General features: G+C 35.4%; 8 protein-coding genes. All 8 read left to right on the top strand.

Annotated features, from left to right (window positions below):
- Nucleotides 1-192 precede the first annotated feature (192 nt).
- The 8 genes from NNJ73_RS09720 (at nucleotide 193) to NNJ73_RS09755 (ending at nucleotide 13006) form a co-directional block, all read left to right on the top strand.
- Nucleotides 193-393, top strand: coding sequence for an AlpA family transcriptional regulator (locus NNJ73_RS09720; protein ID WP_015856732.1), 201 nt, complete (start codon nucleotides 193-195; stop codon nucleotides 391-393).
- Nucleotides 394-496: 103 nt separating this feature from the next.
- Nucleotides 497-1135, top strand: a complete 639-nt coding sequence (locus NNJ73_RS09725; RefSeq protein ID WP_254493910.1) for a hypothetical protein — start codon at nucleotides 497-499, stop codon at nucleotides 1133-1135.
- 1 nt (nucleotide 1136) lies between these two features.
- A complete protein-coding gene (locus NNJ73_RS09730; RefSeq protein WP_254493912.1) occupies nucleotides 1137-2741 on the top strand; it encodes a YfjI family protein in 1605 nt (534 codons plus the stop codon).
- 615 nt (nucleotides 2742-3356) lie between these two features.
- Nucleotides 3357-8333, top strand: coding sequence for a type ISP restriction/modification enzyme (locus NNJ73_RS09735; protein WP_254493914.1), 4977 nt, complete (start codon nucleotides 3357-3359; stop codon nucleotides 8331-8333).
- A gap of 1615 nt (nucleotides 8334-9948) precedes the next feature.
- The gene (locus tag NNJ73_RS09740) at nucleotides 9949-10707 is read left to right on the top strand and encodes a hypothetical protein (protein WP_254493915.1); all 759 of its coding nucleotides are present in this window, start codon (nucleotides 9949-9951) and stop codon (nucleotides 10705-10707) included.
- A gap of 88 nt (nucleotides 10708-10795) precedes the next feature.
- Nucleotides 10796-11458, top strand: coding sequence for a hypothetical protein (locus NNJ73_RS09745; RefSeq protein ID WP_254493498.1), 663 nt, complete (start codon nucleotides 10796-10798; stop codon nucleotides 11456-11458).
- Nucleotides 11459-11541: 83 nt separating this feature from the next.
- Nucleotides 11542-12144, top strand: a complete 603-nt coding sequence (locus tag NNJ73_RS09750; RefSeq protein WP_254492195.1) for a hypothetical protein — start codon at nucleotides 11542-11544, stop codon at nucleotides 12142-12144.
- Nucleotides 12145-12235: 91 nt separating this feature from the next.
- Nucleotides 12236-13006, top strand: coding sequence for a hypothetical protein (locus tag NNJ73_RS09755; RefSeq protein ID WP_254492194.1), 771 nt, complete (start codon nucleotides 12236-12238; stop codon nucleotides 13004-13006).
- Nucleotides 13007-14099 lie beyond the last annotated feature (1093 nt).

A 14099-nucleotide genomic window follows, 5' to 3' on the forward strand; every position in this document is an offset into this window, starting at 1 on the left:
CCATTATCTGTGGATAACTTTATCTCTCTGTTCTCTCATTCCCTCTCAATAAAATTCATAAATTATCACATGAGAAAATGTATAATAAAATACTGTTTTCTATGAATAAAATACCTTCAAAAATAAACCAAAATGTGTTTAATAAATAGGCATGATTTGTTCTCATTTTTTAATATTTGAAAGGATTTTAGTATGATAGAAAATGATATTCTTTTAACAGACCGTGAAAGTGCAAAACTGCTTCATATGAGTGTCTCAACTTTCCGCCGTCATGTGACCAATGGCTCTCTTCCAAAACCTTTAAAATTTGGTTTTTTATCCCGTTGGTTACAATCGGATCTTTTGAATGTTATCGAACAAGCAAAACAGCAACGTCAAAGTGATGCGGCATAAAAAAACCTTGTCACATAAGGATGGACAAGGCTTTTCATTTTCACACGATGATTATGGATAGCAGAGTCCGTCCTATGATGCAATCATTATAGAATCAAAAAATATGTTTTCTTTTACGAATGCGCAGGGCATTACACGTGCTGTGCCAGGGGTTTGGCATGGGCGTTATGGACTTGCCCGTTGTCCAGCCCATGATGATCAATTGCCTAGCTTATCTATTGCCAATGGAAATGATGGGCGTCTCTTACTCACTTGTTATGCTGGCTGCTCTTTTAGAGAGATCATACAAGCGCTCAGAAGAATTGGCTTGCTGGGGAAACAAGCTTATGATCACATGCTTTCTTTCTCAAAACAGTTTTGTGCTGATTTCAAACGAGCAAAAAAGATTTGGAAACAAAGTCAACCGATCAAAAATACTTTAGCAGAAACCTATTTACGCATGCGGGGTATTACGTGTGAATTATTTCCTTATTTACGATTTCACGACAAATTCTCACATCTATTAGGAATGACACTGCCCGCGTTGGTGGCTCTTGTTAAGGGGGCTGGTTCCTTTGCCATTCATAGAACCTTTTTACAAGCCAATGGCTGCAAAACAGATCAGAAACCAGCAGATGATGCGGGTCGTAAAGCAGGTTTTAACTTAGCAGCGCGTGCTTATAGGCAAGACTTTGAGGTCTTTATCATGCAAGCTCCAAAAGGAACCGATTTAACGATTTTCTCTATCATTCAAGGTACGTAATATGAAACAAGATAATAAAAATATTTTAGAGAATAATGCCCCCGTCAATGATAACGATAATGCCTCTTTAAATGATAATGCTTGTTTAAAAGCTATTCCTTATGAACAAGCCTTGCAACAAAATGGTTGGGGAGAATTAAAACCAATTGCTACGGCTCTCTTACCCGTCGAACCTTTTAAAATGTTTCTGCTTCCAATACCATTCATGGACTATGTTTATGACGTTGCTGATATGCAACAATCTTCTATCGATTTTGTTGCTATCTCTGCTTTATGTGGTTTGGCTGCTGTCATTGGCAATGGCGTGCGTATCGCTCCAAAAAAATATGGCAATTGGAGAATTGTTCCTAATCTCTGGGGGGCTATTGTGGGGCAACCTTCAACCATGAAAACACCTACCTTGAAAGCTGCTTTAGCCCCTCTCTATGCTTTTCAAGAGGAATGGCATCAAGAATGGGTAAAGCAGAAAAAACAGCAAGAAACAAAAGATATTCTGATTGAATTAGACAAAAAAGAAAAGAAAAAACAAGCCTATAAAGCACTCAAAGATCAAGATGAGGAACAAGCCCTTGCTCTTCTTTCTCAAGCTCTTGAATACAAAGAAAGTGATGATGATGACACGCTTAATAAACGACGTCTTATCGTCAACGATGTCACGGTTGAAAAGCTTGGGGAATTGTTAAAAGAAAACCCCCGTGGTCTCTTAATGGTCCGTGATGAATTGTCTGGTTTTTTAGCCAATTTGGAAAGAAAGGAATATCAAACAGACCGTTCTTTCTATTTAACAGCTTTTAATGGAGATGATCAATTTACCTATGACCGTATAGAGCGTGGAACCATTTTTATTCCTAATGCAACCCTTTCTGTCATTGGGGGCATTCAACCTTCACGAATTATTCCACTCATTCAAGCCATGCACCGTGGAATAAACGATGACGGTTTATTACAACGATTTCAAATGCTGGTCTTTCCTGATGAACGAAAAGAGCGTAACTGGGTTGATAGACCTCCCAATCAAAAGGCATGGGAAAACTATCAAGGGGTCTTTCGTTCTCTTTATGATAAACCTTTAGGATCACCAAAACACCCCATGACTATACGCTTTTCTTCTGAAGCTCAAGAGATGTTTCGTGAATGGTGGGAAAATTTTCAAAGAACGATCAAAGGGGGAAAATTCTCTACAAGTTTACAATCATATCTTTTGAAAATGGATAAAACTATCCCAACCCTTGCGTTGATTTTTGAACTGTGTGAAGGTGGGCGTTTTGAAATTGGACTCTATGCCATCACAACAGCATTGTGTTGGGAAAAATATCTGATAAGTCACGCAAAACGTCTTTATGCGGCGCATGATACATTAACAGCAGAGCGTGCAAAATTGATTGTCGAACGCTGTGATTGTTTACCCGATGTTTTTACGGCAAGGGATATCTATAGACGATGTTGGAGTTCTTTAAAAGATAAAGAAGCTGTGAAGCAAGCTTTAGAGCTTTTATGTCGTTCTAATCACCTGCGAAAAAAGTTTATAACACATCAGACAAGTGGACACCCTAGCGCCTATTATGAATGGCATCCTTTGGTCAAAAACAACAGCATAAAACAATAACACCTCTTTTGAAGTTTTTAAAACAATCACACAAAACTCTTTTTATAGCATTCTCATTAAGTAATTTTTTTCCAAAAAAAATGATCTGAATGACTTTGTAAAAAGAGTTTTGTCAGTGCTGTCAGTCTTGTCAGTTCTTTTTAGCCCCCCCTTTCTATATATTTTTTAATCAAAAATAAAAGTTATTATATTTCAATAGATTAATGACTTTAAAACACAACTCATATCAATGGTGCAATCTTTAAAAATAACCAATGATGTAAATTGATTAAAACCTGTCAGTTATCTGTCAGTAAATTGAACTGACACAAATACCCTTTTCAATGATTTATAAAACTTATCAAAATAATCATTATGATATTTTAAGCGCCCATAGTGAATTTGTCTTGAGTAACACATCAAATGAATAGCAAATTTCACTATTTTGCTGATCTGATCTTTCTCATAGGCTGTTGATAAGTATCCTTTTAAAAACTCTTTTGAAAAAATTATCGGCTTTTTAGCAGTTTTTTCCCATTTTTATCGATATTTGTTTTAAACGCATTTAATTGAATTCGTTTTGATTCTTTTGATGGTTATTGATCATCTTATAAGGCAAGGGATTTTTATTGTAATATGCTGCAATCTGTTAAGTCTGATAATAAACACGTCACGCTACGTTCTCTGTTGGAATATTATCGTCAACAAGCAACTTCAAATGCTAAAAAGGGAAAAATTTTTGAAGATTTTATTAGCAAATATCTTATGCATGACCCTATCCATTATGGACGCTATGAAAAGGTTGAAAGCTATTTTGAATGGGCTAAAGAGCGTGAGGATTGGAATAAAAATGATATCGGCATTGATCTGGTTGCAAAACTTCGCAATCAAGAAGGCTATGTGGCTATTCAATGTAAGTTTTATAAAGCAGACCATCAGATCAGTAAAAAGGATATTGATAGCTTTATCGCAGCCTCTGGAAAAGACATCTTTAAATATCGCCTTCTCGTTGATAGCACTGAAAGTGAATTAAGTGACAATGTGAATGCCATGATTAAAGGACAAGCGATACCCGTTTATCGCATTGACCTTCGTCATATGGAAAACAGTCGTATAGATTGGCAAATATTTGCAACAAAACAAAAAGTTGTTCTGAAAGTTACAAAAGAACCTCGTCCCCATCAGAAAGAAGCCATCAAGAAAGTCTGTGAAGGTTTAAAAGAAGCAGACCGTGGCAAGCTAATTATGGCATGTGGAACAGGCAAAACGTTCACAAGCCTTAAGATAGCAGAGACCATAGCGGGAAAAGGCAAGCGTGTGTTGTTTTTGGTGCCTTCTCTTGCTTTAGTCTCACAAACAATCCGTGAATGGACACTGGACACACAAATTCCCTTGCGTTCCTTTGCGGTGTGTTCGGATACAAAAGTAGGAAAGCGTCGTAAAAACCAAGATGACATGGTTGGCATGGAAACATCAGATCTTGTTCTTCCTGCTACAACAGATGCAAAAGCCCTTGCCAAAGAAGCTTGTGAAAACTTCGCAGAGGCAATGACGGTCATCTTTTCAACCTATCATTCCATTCAAGTGATTTCCGATGCGCAAAAGGAATATGATTTACCCGAATTTGATCTGATTATTTGTGATGAAGCACACCGTACGACTGGTGCTTCATTGGGAACTGATGACAATGAATCTGAATTTGTCAAAGTTCATGATAACAGCATTATTCGAGGTAAAAAACGTCTGTACATGACAGCAACGCCTCGTATCTTTAGTGAGACTGCCAAAAGACGGGCTGATGAGATTAATGCCGTTTTGGCGTCCATGGATGATGAAGCGCTTTTTGGAAAACAACTCCATCATTATACCTTCACTGAAGCTGTCGAGAATGAACTTTTAACCCCTTACAAGATTGTGGTCTTAGGCATTGATGAAACCTATATCACACCAGCCATACAGAAGATTATTGCCAATGAAGACCGTGAAATTGATTTAGATGATGCGGCAAAAATTATTGGCTGTTATAGAGCACTGACTAAAATAGATAAGGAAGCAGCTGTTGATGATGATGATACAGAGCCCATGCATTGTGCCTTAGCTTTTTGCAAAGATATCAATACTTCTAAATATGTCACAAAGCTCTTCAATAAAATTATCGAATCTCATATCAATGATTTCCTTAAAGATGTACCCTTTTTGAATTGTGAAGTAAGACATATTGACGGAAAGCAAAGCGTCAAAAAACGCAATGAAGAATTGGATTGGCTGAAACAAGATGCTGGTCACAATGTTTGTCGGATCTTAAGCAATGTTCGGTGTCTTTCAGAAGGGATTGATGTTCCTGCTCTTGATGCCATCATGTTTTTACACCCGCGCAATAGCCAAGTGGATGTGATACAGGCGGTGGGGCGTGTGATGCGTCGTGCCAAGGGAAAAAAGACAGGCTATATCATTTTACCTGTTATCATTCCCTCGCATTTAGAAGCCAAAAAAGCTTTACGGAATAATAAGAAGTACCATGTTGTTTGGCAAGTTTTGAATGCTTTACATTCTCATGATGAGAGGCTGGCTCGAACGATTAATCAAATGTCTTTAGGACAAGATAGCAGCCATACGATTGAGATTATAGAGATTAAGCGTGACAATGAATTAAAAGAACTCACCACAACAGTTGATGAGGTCCAGATACAATCAAAAGGAGAAAGTTCTGGACATGTTATTGGAACAGCAGCAAGCAACTCTCAATCGACTACAGAGCAAGGAGAATTATTCCGCCCTTCTGAATTTGTTGATTTTATCAAGACAATTTTTCTGGATAGTTTTAAAATCACGGATTATTGGGGCATATGGGCTGGCAATGTTGCTGAGATTGCACAAAACCATATCAATCGTCTTAAAGATATGCTTGTGGACGAAAAGAGTGAAACTTTTCATGCTTTTGATGCCTTTCATAAGGAACTAAAAAACAACGTAAATAGTGAAATCAAACAAGAAGAAGCTGTTGAGATGTTAGCCCAACATCTTGTAACGCGTCCCGTGTTTGAAGCTTTGTTTGATGGCAATAAGTTTGTACAGAACAATGCTATCTCTCAAGCCATGGAAAAGATTTTAGCGAAACTGGATAAAACCAATATTGAGGAAGAAGCAAAAGATCTTGATAAATTCTACAAAAGTATCACGTTCTGTACAGCAGGGATTACCGAACCTCAAGCAAAACAGAATCTTATTATCAAACTTTACGAAGATTTTTTTGCCAAAGCTTTTAAGAAAACCACGGATAGGCTTGGAATTGTTTATACCCCCGTTGAGGTTGTTGATTTTATCATTCACTCTGTTGATGATGTCTTGCGCAATGAATTTGGCAAAAGTCTAGGATCACGGGGTGTTTCTATTCTTGACCCTTTTACGGGTACTGGTACCTTTATCACACGGTTGTTACAATCCAATCTCATCAAACTAGAGGATCTGGAATATAAATTCTGTCATGATATCCATGCCAATGAGATTGTTCTCTTAGCTTATTACATAGCCGCCATTAACATTGAATCGACCTATCATAGTCTTATGAAAGGAGAGTATATTCCCTTTAAGCATATTGGTTTGGCTGATACGTTTCAGATGCTTAAAGAAAAAGACCTTATGGAAGGTATACTCAAAGAAAACAGTGAATATTTAGAACATCAAAAGAAACTGGATATCAAAGTTATTTTTGGTAATCCCCCTTATTCGGTAGGACAAAAAAACGAAAACGACAATGCAAAGAACAGTCCTTATCCCATATTAGATAACCGTATTCGTGAAACTTATGCCGCTCAATCAAAAGTCACGAACATACGAGCGCTTTATGATAGTTATATTCGTGCTATCCGTTGGGCTAGTGACCGTATTGGTGATGCGGGGGTAATCGGTTTTGTTTCTGGTTCTGGTTACGTAGAAAAGCCAACAATGGACAGCTTACGAAAATCTTTAGCTAAAGAATTTACCAGTATTTACGTGCTCAATTTACGGGGTGATATTCGTAAAAATATGTTAAGCAATGGGAAAGCGAAAGAAGGAGAAAATGTTTTTGGTAATGGAAGTATGACCGGTATCGCCGTAACACTATTTATCAAAAATCCTAATGTCTCTGGAGATTGTAAAATTTACTATCATGATATTGGTAATAACCTTACGACAAAAGAAAAACTTACAGCTCTCGAGTATTTGGGTAGTATTGATGGTGTTACACGAAGTAAACAAGGTTGGCAAATCATTACACCAGATGAATATGGGGATTGGATTAATCAACGTGATGATAGTTTTAAAACATTCCTAGCTTTAGGTGATAAAAAAGGTCATAGTAAAAAATTATTTGCAATATTTTCTCGTGGCATTATGACGAGTCGTGATGCTTGGGCGTATAATTCAAGCCGTGAAGTAGTGGCAAATAATATGCATCATATGATTGCTTTCTATAATAGTGAAGTAGAGCGTTTTAATTATGCCTATTCACATGCTGATCATAAGTTACGTGCAAACTTTGCAAATGATTTTGTTAATTCAGATGAAAGCAAAATTAGTTGGAGTAGTACTCTTAAAAGAGAATTATTAAGAGGTAAATTTTCCGAATTTGAAGATAAATGCCTTATTCAAAGCCTATATCGCCCTTTTACAAAACAATGGCTTTATTATAATAGCGTCTTTAATGAAGCAGTTTATCAAATGCCGCGCGTATTCTCTATGGGAAAAGCCGTTAAAAATAGAGTAATACAAATTACAGGCATAGGAGCAAGATGTGGTTTTTCTGTACTGATGAGTAAGGATTTGCCTAATCTTAATATGATGGATGGTGGTAGCCAATGCTTTCCAAGATATCTTTACGAAGACACTACGGTCTCAAAAAGTAAAAGTGAAAAACAATCCCATTTATTTACGAATTCTACAGAAGAAAACACAACATCTGGTTTACAGAGGCGTGATGCCATTACGGATGAAGGTCTAGACCATTTTAAAGCAGCTTATCCGAATGAGACTATAACAAAAGAAGATATTTTTTATTACATTTACGGTATACTTCATTCGGAAGATTATCGTACTCGCTATGCTGATAACCTCTCTAAAGAATTGCCTCGTATCCCTTGTGTAAAAACTGCTGAGGACTTTTGGAAATTTGTTACAGCAGGACGTGAATTAGGTCATTTACACGTGAATTATGAAGATGTGGAACCTTATCCAGTCACATTTAAAAAAGGCAATCCAAAACAGACTGATATTTCTAATCCAGAAGAATTTTACTATGTTACAGAAATGAAATTCGCAAAAATTAAGAATAGTAAGGAAAAGGATAAAACAACGGTTATTTACAACAGCAACATCACAATGACAGATATCCCTCTTGAAGCTTATGAGTATATCGTCAATGGCAAGCCTGCTCTTGAATGGGTTATGGGGCGTCAATGCGTAAAAACCGATAAAAAGAGTGGCATTGTAAATGATGCTAATCGCTATGCTGTTGAAACCGTTGGAAACCCTGCCTACCCTCTAGAATTGTTTCAAAGGGTTATTACTGTAAGTTTAGAGACAATGAAAATCGTTAAAAACTTACCAAAATTAGAAATTAAAGAAACTGAATAAGCTTATAAGACCTTATAATCATAAGGGGTATAGAGTATAGGATATAGCTATATAATCTATACCTCTTTGTTAAGTTGATTAGATACAATCTTAAAAGGAATGTTTATATGCGTTATTCTAAAAAGGGATTTGCACTTTTAAACACTCTTAATTTGTATTACCTTTAAGACTTTTAAGAAATCCCATTTTAAATAGAATACGCTTCTTTTGGATTTGCTTTAAGAGGTTATACCGTAATCTCAAATGATAGCTTTATTCTTTTCAAAAGCTCTGTTTAAAAAGAGTTACATATATTCATTTTGCTTATAGGTTTTGACGGTGCAAAAATTGTCAAAACCCCCTCGAAACATATACTCTTGATTGAATTTAGAGGTTGTATTGTTGATATAGGTTGTTTTTTAAAGATCTGTAAAATACTAACCACTTGAAATATAATATTTTTATTTTTTACCATTTTTTTATCTAAAAGCAGCAACCGTCAAAACTCAAAACCCCTTCAAAACTCATAATTATAATGATCTTGATAGCATGCCTTATGATTATAAACTGTCTTTTAAAAGGCTTTAAAGGATCATATGCTTTTCATAAAAAAGTGCTTTAATCACTCACTAAAATAATCATTTTGTCAGTTCAATTTACTGACAGATAACTGACACATATATATTATGAGTTGAATTTATGGTTGTATTGTCGATATAAGTTGTATCATTAAAACATTAACATATTGAAATATAATGTTTTTAATTTTCTCTCATTTAAAAAAAATAATAGAGGGTCTAGAGTTAACTGACAAAACTGACAACGCTGACAAAAGTCTATTAAAAGGGATTTTGCTCATCTCTATAATTAGCAATCTCTCTTTAGATGTTTTCATAACAGTCTATAAATTACAATTATCCTACTTATCGTTTCTCTTATGAAAATGAAAAATAATGCGGTGGCTATAAAGCAGATAGCAGCTATAAAGCACGCGTGAAAAAAGCAGGGTTTCATAATCATAATGCATTTTCATAATTACGTTGCAAATGAATGCATTGGTTATAAAGACAGCCCTTATAAAAGGCTGTTAAGTTGCAAATGTGTTATTAAAAGAAATTAACAGAAATCTTTAAAACCATTTAGTAAAAAACAAATACGTTATAAAGTTAAAAATACGCATGATGAGAGCGTTTTTAAATATTATAAATGTATAGATTCAAAAAATAACGCAATCGTTTAAGAAAGCCTATAATATAGCTTTAAAAGCACATAATACAAAAGAAGTGTTTTAAAAGCATATGATAAATATTTACACACAATGCATTTAAAAAAATCATAAAAAATATCAAAAAAGATAAAATATTATTTGACAATAAATACGTATTTTGTTATATAAATAATCAAGTGATAGAAACACTTAAACATCAAGCGGGTAGATTACGAAACAATCTTTCCCATGTTTAAAATACTGACTGTCTTTTATGTTATGATTAGCATATAATGATTTTGTCGGGTGTAGTTACGCCATAAAATACCCTATGGGAAAAGCGTAGCAACGGACTTGATGCCGTGTTTCTAGCGCCCGGCTCTCTTATAGAGAGTCAATAGAAACGTCATTAACATCAAGGTTTTAACTATGACAAATATCTCAAAAAACACCCCCGTTATTTCTAACATTGCTAATAAAACTGTACCTGCTAATAAACAAGAGCCTGCAAAAAAATACGAATTTATTGATGATTGTGAATATATAGATGGTCATTTCTTAAAGCGAATTAGAGCTTTAAGAGATTTTGATGATGTCAAAAAAGGCGACCTTGGGGGGTATATTGAAAGTGAAGATAACCTCTCTCATGAGGGTAATTGCTGGGTTTATAATAAAGCGCGGGTTTTCCAAAATGCACGCGTCTTTGGAAATGCTAAAGTAAAAAGCTTTTTTGTAGACGTTTATGGTAATGCACAAATTTATGGCAATGCTATTTTTGAAGGCATGACATTAAAGGACAATGCAAAGCTTTCAGGCAATGCACATGCTAGCAACGCCGTTATAATTGAAGGGAATGTTAAAATTTATGATAACGCCCGTGTAAGTGGGCATGCGCATATTTCTGATGAGACTGTCATTTGTGATAATGCTCATGTCGGTGGCAATGCAAAAATAAGTGATGGTGCTTATATATGTGATTATTCTTATGTTATTGATGATGCCGTGGTTTGTGGTTCTTATGTATCAGGTTCTTCTTGTGTTCATAGCGCTGCCTCTTTAACTTCTGATGATCAAATTCATGATGAAGCAATTCCAAGATTTGGTAGTAAAGATGATTATTATCGTCATGAATATTATGATGATTATGGCTATGATGATGACAGCGCATATGAAAGTGACGCTGCTTAAATAAAGCACGGGCGCGGCGGGGGCGCCTGCTTTCTAACCAAATTCTTTCATTTTAAAAATTGAATCTTCTTTATAAAGGAATTGTGCTATGCAAAAAAAGTTTGCACTCACAAATGAGACACGTGTATTAAATAATCAAACTCTTTATCGTATTAAAGCATTAAGAGACTTTGCTGATGTTAAGGCTGGGGATTTAGGTGGTTTTATTGAAAATGAAAGCAACCTCTCTCATGATGGCAATTGCTGGGTGTATGATAATGCTCTTGTTTTAAATACTGCCTATATTTATGAAAATGCAAAAGTTTCTAATAACGCTATTATCATGGGCTTTGTTTATGGCAATGCGCATGTTTGTGACCGCGCCCGCGTTTATGCAAATGCTCATGTTTATGACAATGCGCATCTTTCTTATAACGCTTGGGTTTATCAATATGCAAGGGTTTATGGGAATGCAAAATTATCAGGAAGTGCTCGTATTCATAGCAATGCCGTGGTTTATGATCATGCTGTTGTGAGTGGCGCTGCAAAAATATATGGCAAGGTTTATGGTAATGCTAGCGTGGGGTCTCATACTGATGTTTATGGCTCTGTTTATGGGAATGCGAAAATCTCTGATTATATCGTGATTAGAGGCAAGGTCTATGGCAATGCAAGGATAAAAAGACATAGCGGTTTATGTTGGGTTCCCATAAATTGTGAGGTTTATGAAAGCGATCACGTTGTCAAGATTATTGAAAACAAAGCAGCATAAATAAAAGCAGCGGCGCGGCGGGGGCGCCCCTTCTTTAAACATTTCATTTAAAAATTTAAATCTCTTTATAAAGGAATTGTGCTATGCAAAAAAAGTTTGCACTCACAAATGAGACACGTGTATTAAATAATCAAACTCTTTATCGTATTAAAGCATTAAGAGACTTTGCTGATGTTAAAGCCGGCTCTTTAGGTGGCTTTATTGAAAAGGAAGCTAATCTATCCCATGATGGCAATTGCTGGGTTTATGATGAGGCTCTTGTGTTTAAAAATGGTCACGTTTATGAAAATGCAAGGGTTTTTGGCAATGCTATCACTTGTGGTCGTGTGTATGGTCATGCGCGGGTTTATGATAATGCTATCGTTGCTGGTCATGTCTATGATAGTGCTCATGTCTATGGCAATGCTGTTATTTCTGATAATTCCCATGTCTATGGCAATGCTCATGTTTATGGCAAGGCTATTATTTATGATAAAGCCTCTGTTTATGATAATGCTAGGGTTTATGACAATGCTCGTATAGCAAATAACGTGCATGTTTGTGAAAATGCTCATATCCATGGCATTGCTGTTATTCGTGAAAATGTCGGTGGGTCTACTGAGATTAAAACCTATATTGAACGGCTTTCCCCTTATGGAGAATTAGAGATTGTCTATGTCTCTCCAAAAATAAAGCAGCATAATTGAATGCTCGGGCGTTGCGGGGGCGCCCTTCTTTTAAATTTTCCATTCCAAATTTTAGCAAACGTTTATCACATTAGATTGTGAGGGTATTCTTATGTCTAAAAAATATGAATTAACCAATCAAACAAAACAAATTAAAGATAGATTAACAAAACAAATTACAAACCTTTATCGCATTCGGGCTTTAAAAGATTTTGATGATGTCAAGGCTGGCGATCTAGGTGGCTATATCGAAAATGAAAGCAACTTATCACACTATGGCAATTGCTGGGTTTATGATGAGGCTCTTGTCTATGGCTATGCTCATGTTTCTGATCATGCTAAAGTAAGGCATCTTTCTCATGTGCGGGGGCGTGTCTATGGCAATGCTGAGGTTTATGGCAAGGCTGTAATCACTCGATATGCAAAAATTTATGACCATGCTTGTGTCTATGACAGTGCTCATGTCGCAGGGAATGTTTATGGCAAAGCTCATGTGAGTGGTTGCGCCCGTGTTTATAGCAATTCCCATATTTATAATCATGCGCGCGTTTCTCATGATGCTTTTGTTTATGATCATGCAAGGATCTATGGTCATTCAAAGGTTTCTGGGTCTGCTTGTATTTACAGCAGTGCAAAAATTTATGGACAAGCTGCTATCAAAGGCTTTGCAAAGATTTATGGCAAGGTCTATGGCAATGCTATAGTGAGTGGTCGTGCCGCGGTTTATGGCTCTGTTTATGGCAATGCGAAAATCTCTGGTTATGTCAAGGTTTGGGGTCGTGCCTATGGAAGAGCAAAAATAGATACACAAAGTAAAATAAGATTGGTTCCCGATAATTATGAGGTCTATAAAAGCGATGAGGTTGTAAAGATTGAGAAATAAAACAAATAATAGTGTGTGAGTGCCTTCTTTATGGCTATAAATGCATTATAAGCATTGTTTAAAACGTATCATAAAAGAGAGAATTCAAAAAGAAAGCCGTGCCATTAATATGACGCGGCTTTTCAATAGAGGTATGTGCAAATAATTCATACAAACGAAATTAACAATGAATGCCTATATACAAAACGTATTATATTGCAAGCGCTTTCTTGTCTTTATGAAAACTTATCAAAAGAACCTTAAATGATGGCTATAATTTTGATAGCATGCATTTAAATGAGAGAGTGAATTTAGAAACTATAAACATTTGTTATAGCTATCAAACGTATAATCATAACGTCCATTTCTTAAAGAGATTCATTTGAAACAAAGCACATTATCAAAACGCTTCTTAAAACGTTTTAATATACTACTAAGCTCAAAATTGAGTTGAGTGAATTCAAATAACGCATTGTCTAAAATCAAAACATATTAAATAAATCAAAACGCTTTTATCAAATCTAAGGCTTTTAAGATTTGCTCTGCTGTGAAATCTAGATCTTTGTTTTTTCGTAAATGAAACATTCTTAAAAACAAATGATAACTGTTATAAAACATCAGTTTCAAACGTTTAAACATTCACTTAAAGAGGTCCTTATAAGCGTCTTTTTACTTTTCTTTAAAACCTAATTTCTTTAAAAATTAGCCGGCTCAATTTTGAGTTGGCAAAATCAACCAATCCAATTTTGGAGGCGTTAAATTTAGAATAGAGCATTCTTTAAACATTATCGCTTTTTTCTAAAATTTTAGAAAAATCCTATGCCTTTATGATGCTACAATGGTTTTGAATTTTGCTTGCTTATCTTTGTCTTAATAGGTGCCCCCATTTAACTTTGTATTTTTAAACGATAACTTTTAAAACGTCTTTTGATAGCTTGCTTGCATATGTCAAAAAAAGCTTTTGATCATAAGATATAACGTTTTGAATTTCATATCTGCTATTTCGTACCTCGGTAAAAAAATACCGTGGTTATAAAACTGATCTTATCTTTAAATATTTTATGCGCCCTTAATAAATGAAAATCTATAAGCTTATAAAAGTTTCAAACGATTA

The sequence above is a fragment of the Bartonella sp. B1099 genome, assembly GCF_944801835.1.
Lineage (GTDB): Bacteria > Pseudomonadota > Alphaproteobacteria > Rhizobiales > Rhizobiaceae > Bartonella.